We start from the raw sequence: 24,933 nt of genomic DNA on the forward strand, positions 1-24,933 counted from the left end.
CGGAAATTTTTCTGTTGATCATTAAAAAAAAAGACAATATGTTATAATCAACTAGAATTTTAGTCAGGAGGTATTACTATGCATCGTATATTAATAGCAGATGATGAAAAGGACGAACGTAGCGTTATTCGGTTTCTTCTTGATAAATTTCAATTTCAACTCGATATAGTAGAAGCAGCTAATGGAAAAGATGCCATCCACTTATTAGAGAAAGAATCAATTGATATCTTATTTACAGATGTGAAAATGCCTTTTGTCAATGGCATAGATTTAGCTAAAGTGGCCAAATCGATAAATCCCAATATCCAACTTATCTTTTTTAGCGGCCATGACGATTTCGATTTTGTCAAAAATGCTTTGTCGCTGCGAGCCGTTGACTATATATTAAAACCAGTTAATCCAAATGAATTAAAACAAACGATAGCATCTGTTATCAAAAATATGGAACAACGAAATCAGGAGCTGAAGAGAGAAAAATCGAATATTGCTTTCCTTAAAAACCATCTATTGTATCGATTATTGAATGGCACTTCCATAGATATATTAAAAAATGAATACCCTTTCATAGATATGGATTATTTATATGCATACAGCCGAATGATACTTATGCAATTTGAAGAACCTTTATTTGATAAATTGCTCAAAGAAGAGACCTCCCTCCTTTTCACACAAATCAAGCAATGTATGGAAGGAATGTCTTTTGACTATCTTCATCTAAATCCCTATCAATTATTACTCTTATTAAAGAAGCCGATAGAGCATACAGAAATAAGATTAATTGCCAAGAATATTCATCAGCAGATTCACTCCGCTCTTGGGATACATGGTTATTTTTCTATTAGTGAAGAAGTAGAAGCCCCAGAAAAAATTCCTGAACGATTTAAACAAATCGAATTTTATTTAGAAGATCGATTTTTCTATAAAGATAACTATCTTTATCCGATTGAATGTGGAAAGTTTGAACAAGAGGAATATTTAGAGCAGGATGAAAATTTTCTGCTATCGATACAGAATGCCATTCAATATGTAGATACATTTAGCTTTCGAATTAGCATAGATGCCCTTTTTCAAAAATATCATAGCAAAAAACAAATATCGCATATTTATGTACGTTATTTATTTTCACGATTGCTTCAGATTTTATGTAATGCCCTACCGGAGTACAAAGAAACGATATTAAATAAAAAAATATCAGCTATTTATAAATGCACTCATTTTTCAGAAATAGAACAAATAATAGAAGAAGTAAAAAGGGGTGTCTTATCCTTCCTAGAGAAAAAGGAAAAGTCACCTAAACATGTCATTCATATTGTAATGCAATATATCCATGAACATTATGCTGAAGACTTAAGCCTGAATATTCTTGCTGATAAAGTATACTTATCACCGCGTTATTTAAGTGATGTATTTATTCAAGAAACCGGTTCTGGGATCAACAAATATATAAAACAGGTTCGAATGGATGCGGCCAAGAACTTACTAATTCATACAAATATGAAAATCAATGATATTTGCAAGCAAGTAGGATATCAGAATATTTCCTATTTTGTCCGCAGTTTCCGCGAGAGTTTTGGTCTAAGCCCTGAAAAATTCAGACAATCAAATGGAAATACGAAAGAGAAGACGAATTAATGAATAAACTATCCCAATGGTTTAAAGATTTAAAATATCGAAGAAAAATATTGGTAATCTGCCTTCTATCCAGTTTATTGCCTGTTACTGCATTAGGAAGCTATTGCTACTTTCAAATTCAAAAACTATTAATCAATCGAGAAAAGGAAGTTTTAGAAGAAACCTTACATCAGGCTATTCTCAGTCTCGATTATAAAATTAATTCCTATAATGATGCCCTGAATCAAATTGTTTGGAATCAAAATATAAAAAGCGGGTTAACCGTTAATTATGACAATAACTTTGATATGTATACGATGTATCGAAATCATCTCAAGCCACTTATCTTCAATGTAAAGAATTCACAAACCGATATCAATCGGATAACAGTTTATAGCAATAACAATACATTATTCCCACATGGGACCTTTCTTCGACCTCTAACAGATGTAGAAAAATTAGAATGGTTTCCGGAAGTTATCAAAAATGCTTCCGCCCATTTAATCGTTTCTTCTGATAAAAACTCTTTTGAAATGGCTAGTAAAATATTTGATTATAATGGAAATAATATAAATATTGTCTACATGAATATCCATTATCAATCTTTCTTTAATCCATTATCCAACCTATTTGAGAATTCCTATGGACTCATTATTCTGGATGAGAAAAAGCAACCTGTTTACAATCATCAAAACTTTAATAAAAATAAACAATCTTATACACTCTCTGTAGACGAGTTATTAAACAAAATCAATAATGGATCGCTGAAAAACGAATATGTATACAAAAGTGCTAAATTTCAATCAAACGAGTGGACAGCTTATTTATTTCGACCATTTGATATCGTATCTCAATCTACTTCACCTATTATGACTTGGGTAATTATCGTTATTATCTTATGTATCTTTACTCTTTATCTTTCTATTTTTTTTCTTTCAAAGGTTGTTGTTCGTCCATTGGAGTTGCTTGCAGCAAATATGAAGCAAATTGAAAAAGGAGACTTAACTGTGACTGTGACCCATTCCTCTCAAGATGAAATTGGTGATGTAATTGGACAATTTGGAGACATGGTTCACAATCTGCAAGAAATGATTAATGAAGTTTATAAAAGTAAAATTGCTCAGCAAGAATATGAAATGAAAGCATTACAGGCACAAATCAATCCACACTTTTTTTATAATAGTCTTTCTCTGATAAATAGTAAGGCTATCCTTGTGGGGCAAGAAGACATTAGCGAGATGGCACAACTCCTTTCTACATTTTATCGTACTACCTTAAACAAAGGGAAAAATATGATTACCGTTAAAGACGAGATAGAAAATACGATTTCTTATATGAAAATACAGCAGATGATGCACAGTAATTCCTTTGATCTTTCAATTATTGTGGACGACCAAATTCTTGGACATACGATGATTAACCTCCTACTGCAACCATTAGTAGAAAATGCTATTAATCACGGAATAGACCATAAAGAAGATAGAGAGAGAGGATTAGTAACGATTATTGGAAAACAGGCAGATAATGATCTCCTATTTACTATTTCAGATAACGGCAATGGCATGGAACCAGAAATACTAGAAACCATTCTAACTACTAAAACTGCAGGATATGGCGTACAGAATGTTCATCATCGAATTAAGTTGGCTTATGGGGAAGCCTATGGTTTATCTTATACTAGCAAGCTAGGAAAAGGGACAACGGTAGAGGTACGAATACCAAAGATTTTATAAATGATATGGCAGAGGACGGTTTTTTATGGAAGATATTGCCCGCACAAGAACCGTCCATCTGCTTCTCTACTTCACAATCGCTACAAACTTTTCTGCTTCGCGGGTTACTGCTTCGTAATCGCCTGTGGCTGCTCCTTTTGTTAGGCTGGAGCCTGTTCCTATAGCATAGGCGCCATTTTTGATCCATTCAGCTGCGTTTTCGACAGTAACGCCGCCGCTTGGCATAAAGTTCCCTTGAGGAAGAGGTCCTTTAAAATCTTTCACAATACTTGGTCCAAAGGCTCCACCCGGGAATACTTTGATAACATCTGCACCAAGTTCTATTGCTGTTAGTGCTTCGGTTGGTGACATAACGCCAGGCATAACAGCAACTCTGTAGCGGTGGCACATCGTAATGACTTCCGGGGACAGATTTGGTCCTACTATAAATTTTGCTCCTGCCAAAATAGCAAGTCTTGCTGTTTCCGGATCTAATACTGTTCCAGCTCCAACGATAACATCCTCTCCTGCATATTTATCAGCTAGTTTTTTGATCACATCCAATGCGCCAGGAATTGTCATGGTTAACTCTAAAAATTTAATGCCGCCTTGCCGGATCGCTTCACTTACATGCAGCCCTTGTTCTATATTTTGCGCTCGAATTACTGCTACAATCTTTTCCTCTTTCATTTTTGCTAAAACTTCTATTTTATCCATAAAAGATCACCTTTTCCTTTTATTTAAAATTAGCAAGGATATTTTCAACTGCCATTAAGCTCATTTTATTGACTGCATCCACACTAGAGGCAGCAGCATGTGACCCGATAATCATATTATCCAGCTCCAGCAGTTCCTTCTTTTCTGGTGGTTCCTTTTTGAAAACATCTATTCCAGCTCCCCAAATTTTCTTATCCCGCAGAACATTATAAAGGGCATCTTCATCAATCAGTTCTCCACGAGCTGTGTTGACCAATACAGCCGTTTCCTTCATCATGCTGAATTCTTTCTCACTAAATAGATTGGTTGTTTCTGGAGTTGCTGGTAAGTGAAGAGTTATAAAGTCACTTTCATTCACAAGATGTTCCAGTTCCACATAAGTCACCTTGTATTTTTTAGCAAACTCATTATCTGGGCAAACATCGTAAGCTAGAATATCCATGTCAAAGCCATGGGCTCTCTTAATAACGCCCTTTCCAATGGCACCAGTCCCAATCACACCAAGTGTTTTTCCGTATATACCAATACTTGTTTTTTTGCTCCAATCCATTACACGGCATGATTGATCGATTTCTACTATTCTTCTCGCAATCGCTAACATTAGAGCGAAAGTAAAATCCGCAACAGAGTCAGCGTTGGCATTTCGAGTAATCGTTACTGGAATGTTGTTGACTTTGCAATAGTCGACGTCAATATTATCTGTTCCAACGCCATATTTTGAAATAACCTTTAACCGTTTCGCCTCTGCTAGGACATCAGCATTCAATGGATCCACGCCAACAATAACTGCATCTACATCCACTATTTCTTTTTTCATTTCTTCTTCCGTCATGATTCTACCATATGGGTTAGTAACCACTTCAAAGCCATGAGCAGTCAATATTCGGCTTGCCTCCTCACTGTATTTTCCAAAAGATCTGGGAGTAATGAGTACTTTCGGCATTTGTCTCCCTCCTCCTCTCGTTTCCTAATTTTAGGTATTATACGAATCGTAAATATTGTTCAACTTCCGCCAAATCCCGAAAAATTTTAGGTTTAAGCTTACGAATTATAGCTGTTTCCTTCACAAAATCAGGGATAAAAATTGCTGGAATACCAGCAAGATAGGCCGCTTGTATACCAGCGGGGGAATCTTCCAATACAAGTGCCTCTTTCGGACTCACCTTTAATCGAGTACAAACTTCAAGGAAAATATCAGGACTTGGCTTTCCACTTGGTACTTCCTCTCCCGAAACATATAAATCAATGAAAGGAAGTGTGTCTGATAAAGTTAGAAATCGATGGATTACTTCTCTCGCACTTGATGAAGCTACAGCCATCTTTATGCCCTGAGACTTTAAAAAGGAAAGTAATTCGTCCAATCCTGGCTTTTTAAAATGAGGTCCTCTACTAAACGAGTATTCTAATTCATGCTTTTTTAAACGCATATATGCCCGCCACTCTTGCACAGGTTGATCTGGACCATAATAATCAGCCATTTTTCGAACAATATCTTGATTCGTTATGCCGATAAACTGTTCAAATAGAGTCCTTTCAAAAGAAAAGCCATAATGGGCAGCTGCCATTTGCCACGCTTGATAGGCTAACTTTTCCGTATCAAACATTAAACCATCCATATCAAAAATAACTAACGATGGAATCTCCAAACTAATTCTCCTTTCAATCAATACAACGCTTAGGACAAAATCATCCTTGAAACAACTCCACATTGACCACATTGTCCGGTCTCTCTTTTTTAAGCGTTCTTTCTATGTCTGACACTACTTTCTCTCCCATTCCTCTTAAGCATTCCATTGTATAGGCGGAAGTGTGCGGGGTCACCAGAACATTTTCATATTGGAAAAAGGGATGGGTTTTATCCACTGGTTCCCCTTCTAAAACATCTGTTGCGAGCCCTGCAATTTTGCCGCTCTCCAATGCCCGCAATACAGCATCCTGCGCCCACAATTCGCCACGTGCCGTATTAGTGAGATACACCCCTTCTTTCATTAAAGAAAATTCGTGATCAGACAGAAGATGGTAGCTTTCCTCATTAACAAATGCATTTAATGAAATAATATCGGACTGTTTTAATAATTCTTCTAAAGAAACACTTTCCGCACCTTTTTGTTCCAGTTCCTCTTTTGTTTGATAGGGGTCATATGCTAGTAATCTAGCATTAAAGCCATCCTTGAAAATCTCGCCAACTCTGCTTCCTATATTCCCTAATCCAATTACACCAACTGTTTTCCCATTGATTTGATGTCCAACAAATTGAGCCCGATCTGCCCAACGGCCTTCTCTTGCTGCCGTTGCTGCTGGATATGTTTTTCTCACTACTGCTAAGAGGTTAGTAACTGCATTTTCCGCTACAGCATCTCTTTCTACTAATGCAGATACAATGGTCACAATCGTCCCTTTTTCTGTTGCAGCTTCTATATCAATGTTGTTATAGCCAATCCCATGTCGGGAAATAATCAGTGTTTCGTCCTTTTGTTCAAAGAATTCCCTCGTAAAAAAAGGAGTAACGCTGGATATAATGATCGTAAATCCCTGCAATTTTTCAGCTAGCTCTTTTCCCGAAATATTTACAGGGAAGGTAAATCTTTTTATCTCTCCAATGCTTGCAAGACGTTCTATTTGATCAGGGAATCTTTCTCCAAAACTACTTGAATTTACAATTGCAATTTTGTTTGCCATTGCTTTGTTCCTTTCCGCTTAAATTGTGCATTACTGAACATATGGGGAAGGAATGAAATCACCTTTTAGAAAACGGTACTTTCATTCCTTGAGAACTATTTCTTAATCGTTTTTAACCCATCCATCAATGGAACTTTTTTGCTGTCTGGAACCGTTTGGAAAAATATTTCGATTCCTTTGGCATCTAACGACTTTAAATGATCAACATCTGTTTCTGTTAACGCAACGGTAGGGATAACAAATTGTGCCTCTCCCTTTTTTGAAACGCCTCCTATATTCAGCCTAGTAACAGGTAACCCCTGTTCCACAACTTCCTTCACACTAGCAATATATTTAAAAAGTAGGACAACGTTATCTTTTCCAAACTGATCTCTATTCCATTTTTCAACTACTTCTTGATTGCTGTATACCTGAATCTTCAATCCAGAAGAAGAGTTTGTATTTATATAAATATCTTTCATAAATTCATCAGATGCTGTTTCGTTGTCAATAACATAAAGGGCATTAGTCCCTAAACCTTTTGACCATTTTGTCATTACTTGTCCATGAATTAAGCGATCATCTACTCTTACTAAATTGATTTTCCCCATGCTGGCCTCCTTTTTCATATTAGATATTTATTTCTTTAAGAAATTCCGATTCAAATGATGAATTCCACTTGTACCTGTTCCCTGCACTGTTTCGATTAAATTATTGGTATCTTCTACTGTTTGGTAGAAAGTTAATAATTCAATTAACATCGGCATATTGATACCGGTTAATATGTGTAAGTCATACTTGCTTAATAACGATAAAGATACATTAGAAGGGCTGCCGCCCAATAAATCTACAAGTAAAATGGTTTCCAAGCCGTTTTTCTCATTCTCTTCCATTATTTTACTTGCATCCTCACGCAAATCATCTACTGATTCACCTGGTCGCAGTGCTAAAGCTCGTAAATTTCGCTGAGGTCCCATAATCATTTCTGCACTTTTAATGAGCTCGATGCCGAATTCCCCATGTGTAATCACCAAAATTGCTCGATTTTCCATACACCTGCTCCTTTACTTTGGGATAATCTTATCAACTTTTTCCTTACCTATATAATCACTTCTCAAAAATAATAGATTTATAAAACTTTGATTGCACCGAGTACAATTAATGTACCAGTTAGCCATAATAATCCTTTGGTAATATTAAAGCCTTTTTTATCGAAGTATAAGTAAACACCTAATACGGTTAATAAAGGCAGTAACCCTGGTAAAATCGAGTCTAAAATATCCTGCAGCACGAATTGTTTTTCTGATAGAGTAAAGGATAGTGAGCTGCTTACTTTTACATAGGACCCTGCCAAGATGCCCATCATAAACAATCCAAGAACAGATAATGCGTCAATCATCGTTTTAATACGGCTTCCTGCTAAAATTTCTTTGGCTGCATTACGTCCCAGCCCGTAGCCCATTCTGACAAAATAATAGCCATAAAGAAATGTTACGAGCGTGAAACCAAGGAACGGAAATAATGCTCCAAGAGGACTGCCTGCCATCGCCCATGGCAAGGCGATTGCTATAAAAATATACTGGACAGTACCGGAGTCAATCGCATCTCCAATCCCTGCTAGAGCTCCCATCAATCCTACTTTTGTATTGTTAATCATGTCTGGACTCGGCGCTTCTTCCTCTTTTCCTTCAGCAAGTGCTTTCGCGCGGGATTCTTCAAGGGATGCTGTAATACCAGTCAATGTACCTCCGCCCCAAATGGCTTGCGTGTTAAAAAATAATAAGTGCCTTTGGTACGCCTCACTTAAATCTTTTTTATCTTTATATAATTTTTTCAGAATTGGCGTCATTCCAAATAAAAAGGAAGGAGCCACCATTCTATCAAAGGTATGCGGGATCTCATTTGCCCACCACCATCTTGCCCAAGCCTTAAGCAAATCTTTTTTTGTAATTGGCTCAGGGTAATTCTCTGGACTTTGTTTCTTTTCTTCTGCGCTCATCAATCAACCCACCTTTTTAAGTTCTTAAGCTGCTTCCTTCCCTCTCGTGAATAATACATACAGACCAGCAAGAATAGCACCGAAAATCGCATACGTTACCGTATTAATCTGTAAGTCTTTTAAAGCAACACTCATGAAGTATGCTAGAAAAAAGAATAAAAGCAGTTCCTTTTTACCGATAACATGCATAATAACGGCAATACCCAGAGCAGCAAGACCGCCGCCAACTACTTCAAGCACGTGGATAATTGGACCATCGCTAATTGAATTAACAAAATCAGCAACAACCGGAGCTCCATAGTAAAGAGCAATAAACACTAATGGAACATAAAGAATGAAACTTATGACAATCGGGATAATGATGACAGATGTAAATATTCCTCTGTCATTTACATCTGCTGCATATTTATCTAACACCCGTAATGCAAACGTATTCAAAAAGAAGCGGAATTGATAAGCATAACTACCTAGTATTCCAACTGGAACTGCGATAGCCACTGCTTTTTCCGGTGTAAAATCCCCTAATACAGCTACTGTTACAGCAATAGCTGCCGCGATAGCAGGCTCACTTGGTAATGCACCTCCTGGCGCAACTGCGCCCATATAAACTAATTGAATTGCCGCTGTAATAATCATCGCTTCTGTTATATGTCCTGTTACAATTCCAACAACTAACCCTGTCATTAACGGGCTAAAGCGCAATGTTAAAGTTGCATAGCCTATCCCTCGGGACATAACGATTGCAACCCAAATGGCGATTATTAGTGCTTGACCAATGGATAGTGTTGCCATTTGTCTTATCACTCCCTTATATTTTTAAAAATGTTCATAATTGCACAAATTACTACAACACTGTCCTCCTTCCGCAGAAAAATATGAAATAATTATATAAAATATAAAATTACTTCCTAATCACACGGTGGCCGCCAAATTCATTACGGAGAGCAGCAACCACTTTCGCAGAAAAACTGTCCTCTTCCAGTGATCGGTTTCTCATCATAAGCGACAAAGCAATAATGGGAACAGGAACTTCTAAATCTAATGCTGTTTCAACTGTCCACTTTGCCTCACCCGATGATGCTACCATTCCACGAATTTTTTCGAGTCTGGCATCTTTTTGGAAGGCAGATTCCATTAATTCCATAAGCCAGCTCCGAATGACAGAACCATTATTCCAGACAGCAGCGATTTTAGCTAAATCAAAATCATACTGACTTTGATTCAGCACTTGAAATCCCTCACCAATTGCTTGCATAAAGCCATATTCAATTCCGTTATGAACCATTTTTAAGAAATGACCGCTGCCAGATTCTCCTGCATATAAGTAACCATCTTGAGTAGAAACACTTTTAAATATTGGTTCTATTCGTTCAAAAATTTCCTGACTGCCTCCAATCATTAAACATGCACCCTGGTTGGCGCCTAAAATTCCCCCTGATGTGCCGACATCTAAGAAATGAATGCCCTTTTCCTCAGCTAAGGCGGCACGGCGGATAGAGTCTTTATAATTTGCATTTCCTCCATCAATGACAATATCATCCGCTTTCATTTTTTCGAGCAGCTTTTCTATCACGATTTCACTTGGTTTTCCTGCTGGTACCATTACCCATACTACTCTTGGAGATTGCATATTTATAAGCATTTGATCTATACTTTCCACAATATGTATCCCATTTTCATTCGCTCTATTTCTAGCATCACTAGATTCGTCAAAACCATAGACAGAATGATGATTGTTTGCTAAGTTTAACGCAAGGTTAAATCCCATTTTTCCTAAACCAATCATTCCAATTTGCATCAAACCACTCCTTGTTTACAAACAGCTTATTCTTTGTAAATGCTTGTGACTTTGAAAAAGTATTACCATTTTTCTTTAATCTTACATTCAGATTATTTTATGCATGAATCTACTTTTTTTCGTGTACAATTGCTAGGTTAATAGATAAATGGGCATAGCTTCCCTACGCTTATCTGCTTCGCTCATCGAGCATCCTAGAAATGATGTACCAAATAAATCGGAACTTATTTATATGTCAGACAGCTCTTACAACTTTCCGGTCCATTCTAAGCTTAACTACCGGAAATTTACTACTATTTTTTCACAAAGTGATATTTACTAGCTAGAACACCGGTGGGCAAATATCATTTGTTAATTCAAATTATACACGTTTTTTCGAGTGAGTCAACCGAAAATAGACGAAATTTCGTATAAATACATTTTTTCGTGTGAAGGGAGTTTAAATTAGTGAAAAAGATCGAACATATTGGGGAACGTATCAAATTATTAAGAGAAAAACACGGATTGTCGCAAGCTGCTTTTGGAAAAAGAATTGGGGTATCTTCGGGAAATGTTGGAGACTGGGAAAGTGAGAAAAAGAAATCATTACCTGGAGCTAAGGCCATTTACACCATTGCGAAGGAATTTGAGGTATCTGCTGATTGGCTGCTTGCTGGAGAGGAATTTTTAGGAGATTCATCCTTAAAAAGCGGAAATATAGTAATCCAAGATGACAAACCATCAATCAGCACTAGTATAATAAAAGAACGAGAATCCATTAATGAACATGCAGCCAACGAAACACTAACAGAAGAAGCAAAAGAACTAGTTTCCATATTTAATGATTTAAATGAACGAGATGCTGCCGAATTATTAATGATTGCCCGAATGAAACGCGATTTTGAAAGTCGGTAACGGTCGACAATTCTTGTACTGGCATTCGTTACCAAAGGGGGAATGGTTCTACCCAGTCATATCTTATGCCTATAACAGGGTAACAGTAGAACCACCCCTCCGATTCTCTTATATCCTCTCCTGCTAGATTTCAGACATTTCCTAATCCTTTGGAAAGAGGGATAAACTGTTCTATATAAATAATGGGACCTCATAGAAACCTGTTCCTTTGAACCCACTATTCATTATAAGAGCCTATTGCCGGATATCCTTTCTATCTTCCATTGATTTTCTTACCCTCCATGATTTGATAATCTGTGTCTCTAGGATATAGGGAGATACTTCCGTAAAGATTTTTTCTCCATTTTTAAAAATGATAGCGCTTTTAAATTTTTCATTGTGTTTTACTGGGTGTATGTGATCGATATGCTCGGTGAAGATCCATTGACAGTGAAATTGCCTAGGAGCATGGGTGGGAAATGCATATATATTTCTTGGGGGGTTAATTGGCATAGGCAGTCTTTTCTGCATTCCTAATTTATATGTAATAGAACGACGTCTTCCATCAAAATCAGAACCTCCAATTAATAGATTCTCCTTGATTATGTCAAAGGGAGTTTCTTTGACATACACAGTCCGATCTACTTCTTTTACCACTGTGCCATATTCGATTGCTTCCATGGGCATGATGGTCATCGTGCGTTCATTGGCAATATATTTATTTAAAATACACTCTTTCTTCATCTTTAACACTCCTTCTTTTTCACACACTTTTTAATCTAGTTCCTCCATCGTCTCTTTAATAAGAACTGCATCCAGCTGTAAATCAAGTACTTCACAAATTTTGTATAGGGTACTTACTTTTGGTTCCTTTTGCCCTCTTTCAATTTGACCAAGGTGGGCATAGTGTAAGCCTGTTTCATCCGCAAGCTCAAACTGAGTGAGCTTTTTCTGTAACCTCCTCTCTTTAAGTAATTTATAATCAATACAACTTTTTTCCCCTCTTGTTTTCAACTTTATCACCTCCTTTAGAACTATTATGAAGGAAATGAATAACCAGTAAAACTTCCTATAGGTAGGAATTTGTTAACATTTTGTTAATTTTTAGGAATCAACTGTAAAACAGAAAAAAGACGGTTCGATGGAAGGTCATTGACCTCACAAGAACCGTCCCTCTGCTTCCGTTAAAAATGAAAGTATTTCGCTTGGTGGAAGGGGTTTGCTATATAAGTAGCCTTGTAGGTTAGTGCATCCTTTGCTTTTTAGGAAGTCGGACTGCTCTTGGGTTTCTACTCCTTCTGCAATCACATTCATACCTAATTCCGATGCAAGGATGATAATCGCTGAAACAATGGCTGCATCTTCCTGACTAGCAGGAAGATGACTAATAAATGACTTATCAATTTTAATCGTATCTGCTTGAAACTGTTTTAAGTACATGAAGGAAGCATATCCCGTTCCAAAGTCATCAATGGAGACTTTTATGCCCATGCTCCGCAATGTAGAAACCATATCTCGAACGAGAAATTCATGGTTAGATAACACACTTTCTGTTATTTCTATTTCTAGGTATTCAGAAGAAATCTTATATTCCATCAGTTTTTTGCTCACTAGTGCAGCGAAATCTTGTTTTAAGAGCTGTTTAATCGATACATTGATGGCGATGGGGATTTTTATATTTAACTTTTCCCATTCTTTTATTTGAGCACATGCTTTATTTAGAATCCACTCACCAAGCAGTAAAATAAAGTCACTTTCCTCCGCTAGGGAAATAAAGGATGCAGGACTGATTACCCCTTTCTCTGGCGAAATCCACCTAATTAATGCTTCCACTCCAATAAAATTACCTGTTTCTATATTCACTTTAGGTTGGTAATAAAGAACAAACTCGTTTTCTTTCAGTGCTTTTTTTAGATTGCTCTTTAACTGAAAAGCAGTGACAGCATTTTCATTCATTTTTGGATCATACAAATTAAAGGCATTGCCACCCACTTTCTTCATACTATACATAGCAATATCAGCATTCTTCATCAGTTCCTCAAACGTTTGGCCATGTTCCCCACTAAGACTTATACCGATGCTTCCATGGGTGGAAAATTCTTGACCATCTATAATGATCGGTTCTTCAATTGCTTGGAGAATTTTAGCAGCTAATGCACGTAACATGGATTTGCTAATATAATTACTAATTAATATAACAAATTCATCCCCGCCCATTCGTGCCACCACATTCTTTTCACCAATGGCTTCTTGAATTCGTTTCCCTACTTCTTGTATTAACCTATCTCCTGATGAATGACCAAAAGTATCGTTATGTGGTTTTAAGTTATCTAAATCTAAAAACATAACTGCAAGGTGGCTCGTTTCTTGTAAGCGCTGCGAGAAGATCTCCTTTAAATACCGCAAATTCGGCAGATTTGTTAAACTATCATAATTTGCTAGATATTTAATCTTTTCTTCATGGAAATGGCGTTCCAAAGCAATTCCTGTCAAATGACTAAAATCTTTTAACATTTCAATATCAGAATCCTTTGGTTCCAATGGTTCCTTATAATAAACAGCAAATGTTCCTAATAAGGAATCTTTAGATAAGATAATGGGCAATGACCAGCAGGAACGCAATCCATTCGCGAGTGCAATTGCCCTCCAATTTGACCAAGATGGATCTGTTTCTATATCCGCTGTAATTTTTAATTCCTTCGTGTATGCTGAATGGCCACAGGAGGCAAAATTCTCTCCTACAGGAAACTTATCAATTTTTTCAATGAATGTAGAATCTAGCTTTGGACCATAGCCAAAACGCAGCCAATTATGCTCATCTTCATAATACATAATCGAACAAATTCCTTTTAAAAGTTCTTCTACGCTTTCAGTAATATATTCAATTATTTGTTCTAATGGTTCACCCACGGCAATTCTCGATAAAATAGCCTTTTGTTTCTTTTGCAGTTCCTCAATGCTTTTCTTTTCTGTTATATCTTGGGCGATTCCATGTATACCGATAACTTGATCATTTAACTTCAATGGAATCGTGGTCAATTTGATATCCCGGATTTTCCCATCTTTTCGAATGATTTGCGACTCAATCCCTTGAGTCATTCCACAACAGACCTTGTCAAAACGCAGCAGCACTTTCGGAAGTTGTTCAGGTACGATTAAATCACGGAAATTTAATCTCGTTAATTCCTCCTTTGTATACCCGCTGATTTCTTCTGCAACTTTATTAACATCTAAAAAATTGCCTTCCTTGTCCAAAGTATAGACTCCATCTGGGTCATGTAGAAATAGAGATTTATATATTTGTTCACTTTTTTCTAATTTCGTAATGTCTCGTCCAAATACGATTAGATTTTGACGATTTCCAGCTGAATCAAATATCGGTACCTTAATTATCTCAAATATACGCTCTGAGTTTTGGAAAAAAAACGACCCTTTTACTTCTATCTGTTTTCCTGTCTGCCAAGCTTGGAGATCACTTTTCACAAAGCCAGGCACATACGCAGCAATATGAGGATATAGCTCTCCTAATTCCTCGTCTGTTTTCCCTTGATATTTCTCTATATTAAAAAGTTCCAATGTGTTACGATTCGCTTCTATCCAGCGGCCTTCTTTATCCTTTAAAATAATAATATCAGGACTTGCATTAATAAACGGTTCTAATTTCATAGCTTTCTCCCTATTTTTACGGTCATATACAATCCATTATATAGGTTCAGTAAAATTTGGACTATATGAATTCTCGAACAATTTATTAAGTGAAGGATGATCCATCCAAATAAAAGATTCTCATAATCAATAGGGATGTTATTCGTAGTGGTTAGTCATCGCTTTCTCTCTAGAATTCCAATATCCGCTTCAACTTCTCCTTCGCTGTTTTCCGCCACCATTTCACAGCAGAAGGCGATACTCGTTCTTTCTGTGCTATTTCTTTTACAGTTAGCTGATGAACAAAGGTGGCTATTACCCAAGTTGTCTCCCCCTCAGATAGTTCCTTGCAAAGACCTTTTATATAGTCCTCTTCTTCTCGGTATAGAATAGGACTTTCCATCAGCGCCCAAAACTCTTCACTTGGGTAATCATTCCTTTCTGCCTCTCTTGTCCGCCGCTTCAATTCATCAAGAAATCTTCCTTGCATATGTCGATATAAGTAATTGCTGTATTTACCCTTTTCCTCCTTAAACTGACTCATCGTTTCCCAAATGCTTATTAAACCAATTTGAAAAAACTCTTGCTTGTCTTTATAAATCAGCAACTTTTTTATCATATGGTGGATCATCGGAGTAAACTCCTCTACTAATTGCTCGTAATTCTTCCCTTCCACATTCGTTTCCTTCCAGAAAAGCGCCTTTCCTTTTTATTCCTAGGTACCTTTACTTTATGGAAAAATAAGGAGACTTTCGACAGAAGAAAAGATACGATAGAATACAAAAAATACAAGTAAAATTTAGAATTGACGTCTAACTTGAAGGTAGAGTGAGGGTTATTTGATAAATAGCCCTATTTTAAGAGGCTGTTATCCTTTAAATAAATCTGCCGCTGCCTCAAAATATGCTATAATTCGAAAGGGAAAATATAAATAGAGGTGACATTCATGGCCATACACGTTGTCTTGTATCAGCCAGAAATTCCGGCTAATACTGCCAATATTGCACGTACTTGTGCAGGAACAAATACAGCGCTGCATTTAATTCGACCACTTGGTTTTTCAACCGATGAAAAGATGATCAAACAAGCAGGTCTAGATTTCTGGGAGAACGTAAATATTACCTATTACGATTCATTAGACAATTTTTTTGTGAAAAATCAAGGCGAATTTTACTATATTGAAACATTCGCTGAAAAAACCTATACAGCCTATGATTTCACTGACCAATCAAAGGACTATTACTTCATATTCGGAAAAGAAACAACGGGCTTGCCAAAAGACTTACTAGAAACACACAAAGACCATTTTCTACGAATTCCAATGACCGAACACATTCGATCCCTAAACCTTTCCAATACAGCAGCAATACTAGTATTTGAAGCATTACGACAACAAGGATATTCACAAATAAAATAAGGAAGCAGAATCTCCTCTGCTTCCCTTTTTTCATTAGTTTTCTTGGAGCCTGAAATAATTACTGTAAATCAATTGAATCCATCTTGCGTATAGTCATGTTAACAATGCCAATTGCAACAATTGTTAAAGTAATAGGGATATAAATAATATTAGCCAAGGAAAAGTCCGTCCCGATCGAGGAACACATAATCATAACAATCAACAGAGAGGAACCAATTGTTGCAGGGGTTGAATAATTTCTCATCCCAAAATAGAGAGGCACAAGCGATGCACCTGCAGTTGCCACATTAAATACCAATATATTTAATAGCTCGGAACGAAATTGATTAATCGTTACATTCATTTCAATTGTTAGATGAAATACTTGATTTAGCCCGAGAAAACTCAGAATGACAAACAGATTAGAAATAATCAACGTCACGAATGTCATAATAAAAATCAAGACAATCTTTGCGCTCATTATTTTTTTCCGATCTATTGGGTAAGAAAACAAAACAAGCGCAGTTCGATTTTTGAACTCATCTATGATGACCTTCGAAATTAGCACAGAAGCAAAAACAACAAATACGCCACGAACCATTGTTCCAGCAACCATGGAATAATCCGCAAAGCTTTGAAAGGATTCCTCTCCTTCCATTATTTGCTCGAAAGTAATCATGCATAATAACCCAAGAATAACGATATTAGCAATAATAGCTCCTTTAATAAACCAACCTAATTTATGTTTTCTAAGCTCCAGCTTGATTAAATGAAACAAAATATATCCTCCTATTATCATTAAAAGTTAATTAATGATTGATTTTTTCCAATCCAACTTTCTTTATAAAATACTCTTCTAATGAGGTTTGTTTCTTTGTCATAGACTCTACATCAATATCCTCTACTATCAACGTTTTCGTTATTTGTGATGGAGTAATGGCTGTATCATAAATACGAATCACCTCATCATCGATCACTTTCAAATTATTCATATTCAATTTATTGTGTAAAACAAAAGCTGCTTTGCGCTGATTATTTGTTACTAATTCTAGATAATCGGTATTTTTCGCCTTTATAGAATCCATCGTTGCTTCTTCGATAAGTTTACCGTTTTTTATCACACCAATCGTGTCTGCAATTTGTTCAATTTCACCGATTATATGACTAGAAACCAAAATGGTCATTCCATATTCTTTATTAAGGATATTAAACAATTTTCTCATTGACTTAATCCCAGCTGGATCTAGCCCATTAATCGGCTCATCTAAAATTAATAATTCCGGCTTAGTGATAATTGCTCTGGCAACACATAAACGCTGCCTCATCCCCAAGGAAAAGTCTTTTGGTTTCAACGTTTCCACATTTTCAAGGCCAACCCACTCTAACGCTTCCTTAATTGCTTTTTTGTTATGGTAACCCATGTACTCACAATGTAGTTCTAGATTTTCTAAAGCAGTCATTTTCTCATAAAAAATCGGATACTCAATCATGCTGCCAATTCTCGTCAGGTAATCATAGGAATTCGGAAGAAGGGGCTTTCCGAAGATTGTAATACTACCTTGTGTAGGCTTAATCATATTGGTCAGCATCTTCATAATCGTAGATTTCCCTGCACCATTAGGACCAAGAAATCCATATACTTCTCCTTGTTTAATATGAAGGGAAACCTGGGATACGACTTCACGTCCTTGTATGGTTTTGGTTAAATCTTTTGTTCGTACAGCATAGTCCATCTAAATCCTCCTCATTTACTATCTGTCTTCATTTTAGCTCCTATCCCTTGCTTTTTTCTGTCTTAAATCTTACAAAAACCTTAAGATTCCTTACCCATTCATTCGCCTAAAGGTAATGTAAAATGAAGTTTTTTCATATGGAATAGAATGCACGGAAATTTCTCCGTGCATCTCTTCGACTAGCCTTTTGGTAATAGTCAGCCCTAAACCACTGCCTTGAAATGCTTTATTTCTCGAATCGTCAAGTGTAAATAGACGCTCAAAGATATTAGCTTGGTCAGCTTCGTCAATTCCCTTCCCGCGATCAAACACTTCTATATAAACCTGCTGTTCATCAAAATGCAGGCTTAATCCAATTACCTTCCCATCGAGACCATAACGGAGCGCATTCGAAAGGAGGTTATGTAAAACACGATTTACAGCTTCCTCATTTCCCAGCGCAAAGACAGACTCATCAGGGATATCAATCATTGCCTCTAGCCCTTTGGCTCTTATCCAATCATGGAATGTTAAGATATTTTTCCTGCATAGTTCAGATAAATTTACTATTTCAAGGGGAATTTCTTTATCACCAGACTCAAGCTTTGCGAGATCAAAGAATGTATTCATTAATTGAATAAGCTCCATTGTTTTGTCATGCACCTGACTTAATAATTGCACTCTTTCTGTTTCTGTAATGGGAAAATCTTTCTGAAACATTTCAATATAACCGGCAATTACCGTAAGAGGTGTTTTTAAGTCATGGGAAATATTTGCAAGCATGCGCTTCATGGAATGTTCCATTTTGATAAATTCTCGGGACTTTTCGTGACGATCATCTAATACTTGATTGATGTTTATAAGGAGATCTTTTAATTGTTGATCATTTGAGACCACGAGAATTCTTTCATTCGTTTGCCTCTGCAGAATTTTTTTTAGTTTGTTTGATATATATGCTATATGTTGATCCCGATTTTTCCTTTGTCGATATTGATAGACGTTAAAAATAAGAAGAACCAAAATAATACTGATCCAGATAATCATTCAAACTCCCCTAACTTATAACCAATCCCCCATATTGTTTTGATATAAGTAGGATCAGAGGGATTATCCTCAATTTTTTCGCGCAATCGTCTCATATGGACATTAATAACATTATCATCACCAAAATAATCATCGCTCCAAACAGAACGATAAATTTGTTCCTTTGTAAACACTTTCTTTTGGTTGCTAAAAAACAAAAGCAGGATTTTCCATTCTGTCGCTGTCAAATTAATTTCCAAACCATTCTTCCATACCCGATGATTTTCTTTATCTAATTCCAATTCATAGACTTTCATCCTTGATGGCTTAGATTCTTCACGGCTTTTGTCAGCGTACTGCGTCGATCTTCTAATCGCTGCTTTTACTCTTGCAGCTAGTTCAATCATGGAAAATGGTTTTGTAATATAATCATCTGCACCAAACCCTAATCCTAAAGCTTTATCAATCTCTGTGTCTTTCGCTGACATGATGATAACAGGAATATAACTAGTTGTTCTGATACTTTGAAGAACATCCATCCCACTCAATTTCGGTAACATGATATCTAATAAAATCAAATCATAACGCTTTTCCTTAAACATTTGTCCTGCCGTCTTTCCATCAAAAACACATTCCACATTAAATCCTTCATTATGTAAATATCTTTTTACCATATCACTAATCGCAAGATCATCTTCCACAAGTAAAATAGTTTTTTGCACCTAGACTCCCCCTCTCTTATTTCCCTACATATAAGAGCTAATTATTCTATAAAACATTTATTTACCTTTTATACTACTATAAGTAGTATAAATTAATAATGGCATTTATATGGAGTTTACGAAAAGTACACGTGAGAAAAGATTCCTTTTGCTTAAATTCCTATCCTATTTGGACATAAAAAAACTGCGCCTCCCGTTGTTAGATGTATCTAACAATTGGGGCGCAGTAAAGGGACCGGGTTTAAGATATTTCAACTTTTTTTTAGCCCAATCTCTTACCTTCTTCTTTCATAATGAACCTCTACAAACTGGTTGAAACATTTTGTTCCTTTTAAGATCAAGTCCACTTGATAATCAGCTTCTTTAAATAAAGGAACTCCTTCTCCAATTATCGCAGGGGCGATGGTAAGAATGAACTCATCTATTAACTTTTCTTTAAGAAAAGAGTGTAATAGTTCTCCCCCGCCAACCATCCATATATTCTTTCCCTCTTGTTTTTTTAATTTATTTGCAAACTCGATGATATCATCCTTTATAAATGTCACCTCGTCTGTATCCTTGTGTTCCTGTCTCGAAAAAACATAGCATTCCTTATTTTTATAAGAAAAATCGTTCGTATGATTGATAATCCAATCATATGTTTTTCTTCCCATTAGAATAGTATCTATCGTTTCGTAGAATGCAGAAAACCCATTATCTCCTTCTCCCTCTACTTTAAATAACCATTCTAATGATTCATCCTTCCCAGCAATATAACCATCTAGACTTGTTGCTGTAAATAATACGATATTCCGCTGTTTTTTCATATACATTCCTCCTAAAACGTTCGATGGTTATAGTATAATATTTAATAATGACACCTTTTGTCATATATATAATTTTAGAGGTGGTTGTATGCGGGCTGATCGGTTGATATCCATTTTGCTCCTGTTACAAAATAGAGGGAAAATGACAACAAAAGAATTAGCGAAGGAATTAGAAGTTACAGAAAGAACAATCCATCGGGATATGGATGCTTTAAGTACAGCAGGAATACCCATTGTAGCAGAAAGAGGGAAAATGGGGGGATGGACATTGCTTGACCAGTATCGTACGAACTTAACTGGATTAAAGTATGATGAAATGTTGTCTTTGCTTATTTCTCCTTCTGTTCAATTGCTATCCGACCTCGGATTAGCAAAAGAATGGCATGATGCCCGCCAGAAAATGGTTGCTGCACTCCCGAATACTTTTCGACAAGGTTCCCTCGATGTCTGGAACCGAATTCATATAGATACAACCGCATGGAAACAACCAGCGGAAAAACTTGTTTCCTTTAAAATAATCCAAGAAGCAATTTGGAAAGAAAAAGTACTGCATATTCAATATGAGCGAGCTGACGGAAAAGTAGTTTTTCGAATGGTCAATCCTTTAGGATTAGTAGCTAAAGGCAGTACTTGGTACTTAATTGCCTCCTCAGACGAAAAGATACGAAATTATCGAGCATCCAGACTCCTGTCCTTAGTGATGACAGAGGAAGCTTTTACTAGACCAATCGACTTCAATTTAGAGAAATATTGGCTGGAATCCACACAAACTTTTATTAGCTCTCTTCCTGAATATAAGGTAGAAGTGGAAGCATCGCCATCGATTATTCATAGAATGAAATTCACCACACGTTTTGTGCAAATCGAAAGAATAGGAACACCAACTGCAGAGGGATGGCTCCCTGTAAGCCTGCGCAGTGATACAGAACAAGAAGCAATTGCCTATATTTTAGGCTTTGGCGATCAAATCAGAGTCATCTCCCCTTCCACGCTGAAACAGGAAATTTACCAAATGGCGAAGAAGATAGTTGATTTTTATAATCTGCAAATGATGTAAGGGAGCGCTGCTACCGCTGAGAAAGAAACGATAGAATAGGCAAAGTGAGGTAGCATTTAGAAGGATAAAGAAGGATCTAGAGATTACCTTATATGATAATTTCCCAAACATAGAAAGACGGAGTTTACGCAAATAGGACGAATTCCGTCTCTTGCATTTTTGATTGGTGTACAGAGACACATTGTATTACTAACCCTTCAATTTAAATCTCTATTTATATTCCATTTATAGAAAATATATGTGGAGAAAAAAATAAACAAATCTAACTCTATTAACCTCTCTTCTTCTATTCCTCGAATCAAGCTCTCACTCCCTGCCATCATATTTTCTCTATTTATATCAAAAAATAAGGAGCAAAAACTAAAAGTACAGAATCACTCCTTAAAATAGATAGGACATCTTTAAATTCAAAAAAGCCTATCTTCCTTTAGGTTAGAAAGATAGACTTTTACTGATCAGCTATTGCTAATCTTTATATTTTCCCACTCAATTTTTTGCTTTCTAATTTCATATGGAATTTCGGATCTTTTGGTGTACTTGGATTAATTCCTTTTAAAGCAGGGATTATTGCACATATTAACTGTACTGCTATTGGATACACAAATGAATGATACAAATAATTATCTCCATTTTCTATCACCAAATTCTTATCCTCAAAACCATCTACCTTACTGCCAATGATATAGATATTATCTGTCCAGTCTGATAGAACGCTAATTAATTTATTTACTCTCGGCTCTTCTCCTGTATGCAAGAATATAATCGTAGAATCTTCATTAATTGCGTTATAGATTCCATGAATAAATTCTTCAAATTCATAACCAGTTACAGGAATACGCATCGTCTCTAATAATTTCAAAGCACCTTCTAAAGTATCCCCATATAATTCATTGGTGCCGACAATTCTTATTTCTTTTGCATTTTTTAGTTTTTCACTATTCTTTTGCACCCAGTCTTCCGCAGAATAGTAAATATCTAGAAAGGCATCGCTTGTTTTATTTAATATTTCCATCACTTGCTTCGTTTCCTCACTACTCAATTTCCCATTTTCTTCTCCAATATAAAGAGCTAAAAGAAGCAAATTTAATTTTGTGCAATAAAATCCTTTTGTTTTTGCACCTGCTTTCTCTTCCCCACATTGAACAGTCAGTACATAATCGGCAATTTCATCAATTAGTGCATTATCTGTTCCCGCCATGGATGCTATGATACATCCTGACTCTTTGGCTAATTTCATAGAATTGTAGGTAGAATAACTACTTCCCCCTTGCGAGATTCCAATAAAGAGAGTATTTTTTGTGTCCTTTGTTAATAATTCCTTTGTAATTTGAAAAGGATAATAAGCTTCTACAGATAATCCAGTTAACTCACGCATTTTTTGTTGAACTTGCGCCCCTGAATGATAACTAGTTCCAGATCCTGTAATAATAATTCTATTAATCTCCTCTTTTTTAACAGTAGAAAAAAGCTCACTTGATAGTGCAATTATTTCCTTCATTTTTGCTGGGGTTTCTTTTAAATAATCTGTAATATTCATTAATAATCTCTCCTTTATAATATTCCAATCCAATGTATAATTATTCCAATAAAAATAGTCGCAATTGTCATCTTAGATATGCTTACTTTTTTTCTAATCATCCAAAAGACAACAAATGTTACTAATATTGGCAAAAGATTAGGCAAAATTTGATTCAATATGTCTTGAATTACTACTTCTGCTCCATTTACGCTAAATTTCAATGGTGTGGTGATATTTAACATAGTTGCTACCATTGCTCCCACTACAAGTAAACCAACTGTAGTAGCCATTGCCATAATTTTGTCCATCAGGCCTTCTTTTTGTATTCTTTCCAATGAATTCACACCAACAGAATAACCAAACTTTAATCCAAAAATTCTTACTAATAAATTGGGAACATTATAAAGCAGCAAAAACAGGATTGGACCAATCAGATTGCCATGCTCTGCAAAGGATATACCAATACCCGCGGCAATTATCCTCAATGTTCCCCAAAATAATGAATCTCCAATACCAGCTAACGGTCCCATAAGCGCTGTTTTTACCGCATTAATCGAACCAGTGTCAAAATCTTTATTATTTGCATTTTGTTCCTCCATCGCTGCACTAATTCCGGCAATAGTAGGAGAAACAACTGGTGTTGTATTAAAAATTTCCAAATGTCTTTTTAAAGCTTGTGCCTGTTCTTCTTCCTTTTCATATAATCTCTTGATTACCGGGATCATCGTATAACAAAAGCCGAGATTCTGCATTCTCTCATAGTTAAAGGCACCCTGCAGAGCAAATGACCGCCAAAAAACGCTTTGCAAGTCCTTTTTACTAAGCTTCTTCCCCTCACTCAAAGTTAATCTCTCCCTCCGTTAAATTATTACTTTCGTCCTTCTTCTTTCCAGCATCGTTATTATCAATGAAAAAGTTTAATAGAATTGCTAAACATACCCCCATTAACGCTATTGCCATAACATCAAGTTCTAGATAGGATGCCGCTAAGAAACCAATAAAGAAAAATACGGCCATTTTTTTAGAAAACAGCATATCCATCAAGAGAGCAAATCCAATGGCTGGCAACAGGTTTCCGGCAATAGTCATTCCCTCTAAAATCACTTTTGGAACTGAATTAATTAGATACGTAACTTTATCTGCCCCAAATAAAATTGCTAAAAAGGTTGGAACAAACACACTTAGGAAAAATAAAGAGATAGGTATCCACATCATGAGGGTAACTTTTTTAAAATCAGCTTTTTGCGCGTAATGATCAGCTTTATGTACAAAATAAGTATTAATTACCCTTACAAGTACACCTAGTGATTGAGCTAAAACTGCAATAGGAACTGCAAGTGCCAAGGCAACTTCCGGACCCTTTCCAGAAATTATCGCAAAAGCAGTACCCAAGACTCCTCCTGTCACAACATCGGGTGGTGTAGATGAACCGATGCCAGCAATCCCCATCCAGATTAATTCTAGTTGCGCACCAATAATAATCCCCGTCTTAAAATCACCAAGAACTAATCCAACCAATGCACCTAATACCAAAGGGCGTTCTAACATCAAGACTCCGAATAATCTGCTATCCAATATTCCTATACCGGCTATTAACCCCAATAATATTGCCTCATATAACAAAAATCTCGCCTCCCCTTATTCTTACTACCATTTTCTTAGATATGATGACGACCATTGTTCGT

The 24,933-nt window shown here is 36.2% G+C and carries 26 protein-coding genes; 5 read left to right on the forward strand and 21 right to left on the reverse strand.

All coding sequences use genetic code 11. The features are described 5' to 3' along the window. Positions 1 to 78: 78 nt before the first annotated feature. Both MHH96_RS02655 and MHH96_RS02660 read left to right on the forward strand, forming a co-directional pair. Positions 79 to 1,632: a response regulator transcription factor gene (locus MHH96_RS02655; protein WP_095322491.1), complete on the forward strand. Its 1,554-nt coding sequence runs from the start codon at positions 79 to 81 to the stop codon at positions 1,630 to 1,632. After that, positions 1,632 to 3,344, forward strand: a complete 1,713-nt coding sequence (locus tag MHH96_RS02660) for a sensor histidine kinase (RefSeq protein WP_341116574.1) — start codon at positions 1,632 to 1,634, stop codon at positions 3,342 to 3,344. The genes MHH96_RS02655 and MHH96_RS02660 overlap by 1 nt, the downstream gene beginning before the upstream one ends. 66 nt (positions 3,345 to 3,410) lie before the next feature. Here the strand turns inward: MHH96_RS02660 and MHH96_RS02665 are convergent, their stop codons facing one another. The 9 genes from MHH96_RS02665 to gnd all read right to left on the reverse strand — a co-directional run bounded on the left by MHH96_RS02665 (position 3,411) and on the right by gnd (position 10,495). Then, positions 3,411 to 4,040, reverse strand: coding sequence for a bifunctional 2-keto-4-hydroxyglutarate aldolase/2-keto-3-deoxy-6-phosphogluconate aldolase (locus MHH96_RS02665; RefSeq protein ID WP_047942061.1), 630 nt, complete (start codon positions 4,038 to 4,040; stop codon positions 3,411 to 3,413). Positions 4,041 to 4,059: 19 nt separating this feature from the next. Continuing rightward, positions 4,060 to 4,983, reverse strand: coding sequence for a phosphoglycerate dehydrogenase (locus tag MHH96_RS02670; RefSeq protein WP_047942060.1), 924 nt, complete (start codon positions 4,981 to 4,983; stop codon positions 4,060 to 4,062). 37 nt (positions 4,984 to 5,020) lie between these two features. After that, positions 5,021 to 5,686, reverse strand: a complete 666-nt coding sequence (locus tag MHH96_RS02675; protein WP_186440631.1) for an HAD-IA family hydrolase — start codon at positions 5,684 to 5,686, stop codon at positions 5,021 to 5,023. Positions 5,687 to 5,726: 40 nt separating this feature from the next. Then, positions 5,727 to 6,719 carry a D-isomer specific 2-hydroxyacid dehydrogenase family protein gene (locus MHH96_RS02680; protein ID WP_341116576.1) on the reverse strand — a complete coding sequence of 331 codons (993 nt, stop codon included), beginning with the start codon at positions 6,717 to 6,719 and terminating at the stop codon, positions 5,727 to 5,729. Between the two features lie 95 nt (positions 6,720 to 6,814). Next, entirely contained in the window at positions 6,815 to 7,309 is a 495-nt protein-coding gene (locus tag MHH96_RS02685) for a PTS system mannose/fructose/N-acetylgalactosamine-transporter subunit IIB (protein WP_047942058.1), read from the reverse strand. 27 nt (positions 7,310 to 7,336) lie between these two features. After that, positions 7,337 to 7,750, reverse strand: a complete 414-nt coding sequence (locus tag MHH96_RS02690; RefSeq protein WP_061799237.1) for a PTS sugar transporter subunit IIA — start codon at positions 7,748 to 7,750, stop codon at positions 7,337 to 7,339. A 77-nt stretch (positions 7,751 to 7,827) separates the two neighbouring features. Further along, positions 7,828 to 8,697: a PTS system mannose/fructose/sorbose family transporter subunit IID gene (locus tag MHH96_RS02695; RefSeq protein ID WP_047942055.1), complete on the reverse strand. Its 870-nt coding sequence runs from the start codon at positions 8,695 to 8,697 to the stop codon at positions 7,828 to 7,830. A 24-nt stretch (positions 8,698 to 8,721) separates the two neighbouring features. Next, complete coding sequence (locus MHH96_RS02700; protein ID WP_047942054.1) at positions 8,722 to 9,489, reverse strand: PTS sugar transporter subunit IIC; 768 nt, start codon at positions 9,487 to 9,489, stop codon at positions 8,722 to 8,724. 109 nt (positions 9,490 to 9,598) lie between these two features. Then, positions 9,599 to 10,495, reverse strand: a complete 897-nt coding sequence (gene gnd / locus MHH96_RS02705) for a phosphogluconate dehydrogenase (NAD(+)-dependent, decarboxylating) (RefSeq protein WP_095259238.1) — start codon at positions 10,493 to 10,495, stop codon at positions 9,599 to 9,601. A gap of 447 nt (positions 10,496 to 10,942) precedes the next feature. Here gnd and MHH96_RS02710 point away from each other — a divergent pair, with 447 nt between their 5' ends. Beyond that, the gene (locus tag MHH96_RS02710; RefSeq protein ID WP_053215658.1) at positions 10,943 to 11,389 is read left to right on the forward strand and encodes a helix-turn-helix domain-containing protein; all 447 of its coding nucleotides are present in this window, start codon (positions 10,943 to 10,945) and stop codon (positions 11,387 to 11,389) included. Positions 11,390 to 11,623: 234 nt separating this feature from the next. On the opposite strand, the gene MHH96_RS02715 is transcribed toward MHH96_RS02710, so the two are convergent. The 4 genes from MHH96_RS02715 to MHH96_RS02730 all read right to left on the reverse strand — a co-directional run bounded on the left by MHH96_RS02715 (position 11,624) and on the right by MHH96_RS02730 (position 15,689). Next, entirely contained in the window at positions 11,624 to 12,112 is a 489-nt protein-coding gene (locus tag MHH96_RS02715; protein ID WP_095259237.1) for a competence protein ComK, read from the reverse strand. Positions 12,113 to 12,142: 30 nt separating this feature from the next. After that, a complete protein-coding gene (locus MHH96_RS02720) occupies positions 12,143 to 12,382 on the reverse strand; it encodes a helix-turn-helix domain-containing protein (RefSeq protein ID WP_061799259.1) in 240 nt (79 codons plus the stop codon). 144 nt (positions 12,383 to 12,526) lie between these two features. Further along, entirely contained in the window at positions 12,527 to 15,034 is a 2,508-nt protein-coding gene (locus tag MHH96_RS02725) for a bifunctional diguanylate cyclase/phosphodiesterase (RefSeq protein WP_341116582.1), read from the reverse strand. 169 nt (positions 15,035 to 15,203) lie between these two features. Beyond that, positions 15,204 to 15,689 carry a sigma-70 family RNA polymerase sigma factor gene (locus MHH96_RS02730; protein WP_061799277.1) on the reverse strand — a complete coding sequence of 162 codons (486 nt, stop codon included), beginning with the start codon at positions 15,687 to 15,689 and terminating at the stop codon, positions 15,204 to 15,206. A gap of 270 nt (positions 15,690 to 15,959) precedes the next feature. Between MHH96_RS02730 and trmL the strand changes: the two genes are divergently transcribed. Then, the gene (gene trmL / locus MHH96_RS02735; RefSeq protein WP_341116584.1) at positions 15,960 to 16,430 is read left to right on the forward strand and encodes a tRNA (uridine(34)/cytosine(34)/5-carboxymethylaminomethyluridine(34)-2'-O)-methyltransferase TrmL; all 471 of its coding nucleotides are present in this window, start codon (positions 15,960 to 15,962) and stop codon (positions 16,428 to 16,430) included. Between the two features lie 58 nt (positions 16,431 to 16,488). Here trmL and MHH96_RS02740 read toward each other — a convergent pair whose 3' ends face one another. From MHH96_RS02740 to MHH96_RS02760, 5 genes are all read right to left on the reverse strand, one after another. After that, the gene (locus tag MHH96_RS02740) at positions 16,489 to 17,187 is read right to left on the reverse strand and encodes an ABC transporter permease (RefSeq protein ID WP_061799287.1); all 699 of its coding nucleotides are present in this window, start codon (positions 17,185 to 17,187) and stop codon (positions 16,489 to 16,491) included. A gap of 31 nt (positions 17,188 to 17,218) precedes the next feature. Then, complete coding sequence (locus MHH96_RS02745) at positions 17,219 to 18,142, reverse strand: ABC transporter ATP-binding protein (protein WP_336044965.1); 924 nt, start codon at positions 18,140 to 18,142, stop codon at positions 17,219 to 17,221. A gap of 90 nt (positions 18,143 to 18,232) precedes the next feature. Further along, positions 18,233 to 19,165, reverse strand: a complete 933-nt coding sequence (locus MHH96_RS02750) for a sensor histidine kinase (RefSeq protein ID WP_047942047.1) — start codon at positions 19,163 to 19,165, stop codon at positions 18,233 to 18,235. Continuing rightward, on the reverse strand, positions 19,162 to 19,818 hold the full coding sequence (locus tag MHH96_RS02755; protein WP_369989326.1) for a response regulator transcription factor: 657 nt from the start codon (positions 19,816 to 19,818) through the stop codon (positions 19,162 to 19,164). The genes MHH96_RS02750 and MHH96_RS02755 overlap by 4 nt, the downstream gene beginning before the upstream one ends. A 323-nt stretch (positions 19,819 to 20,141) precedes the next feature. Further along, the gene (locus MHH96_RS02760; RefSeq protein ID WP_047942046.1) at positions 20,142 to 20,672 is read right to left on the reverse strand and encodes a dihydrofolate reductase family protein; all 531 of its coding nucleotides are present in this window, start codon (positions 20,670 to 20,672) and stop codon (positions 20,142 to 20,144) included. An 88-nt stretch (positions 20,673 to 20,760) separates the two neighbouring features. On the opposite strand from MHH96_RS02760, the gene MHH96_RS02765 reads away from it, so the two are divergent. Then, positions 20,761 to 21,729 (forward strand): helix-turn-helix transcriptional regulator, encoded by a 969-nt coding sequence (locus MHH96_RS02765; RefSeq protein ID WP_341116588.1) that lies wholly within the window; start codon positions 20,761 to 20,763, stop codon positions 21,727 to 21,729. A gap of 472 nt (positions 21,730 to 22,201) precedes the next feature. Here MHH96_RS02765 and MHH96_RS02770 read toward each other — a convergent pair whose 3' ends face one another. Genes MHH96_RS02770 through MHH96_RS02780 form a run of 3 tightly spaced genes read right to left on the reverse strand, consistent with a single transcriptional unit; the run spans position 22,202 to position 24,871 of the window. Next, the gene (locus MHH96_RS02770) at positions 22,202 to 23,266 is read right to left on the reverse strand and encodes an SIS domain-containing protein (RefSeq protein ID WP_328282967.1); all 1,065 of its coding nucleotides are present in this window, start codon (positions 23,264 to 23,266) and stop codon (positions 22,202 to 22,204) included. 14 nt (positions 23,267 to 23,280) lie between these two features. Then, positions 23,281 to 24,090, reverse strand: coding sequence for a PTS system mannose/fructose/sorbose family transporter subunit IID (locus MHH96_RS02775; RefSeq protein ID WP_047942039.1), 810 nt, complete (start codon positions 24,088 to 24,090; stop codon positions 23,281 to 23,283). Then, on the reverse strand, positions 24,083 to 24,871 hold the full coding sequence (locus MHH96_RS02780) for a PTS mannose/fructose/sorbose/N-acetylgalactosamine transporter subunit IIC (RefSeq protein WP_047942037.1): 789 nt from the start codon (positions 24,869 to 24,871) through the stop codon (positions 24,083 to 24,085). Before MHH96_RS02780 ends, MHH96_RS02775 begins: the two co-directional genes overlap by 8 nt. Positions 24,872 to 24,933: the final 62 nt, after the last annotated feature.

The organism is Niallia sp. FSL K6-0212, from assembly GCF_038007605.1.
Classification (GTDB): Bacteria; Bacillota; Bacilli; order Bacillales; family Cytobacillaceae; genus Niallia; species Niallia circulans.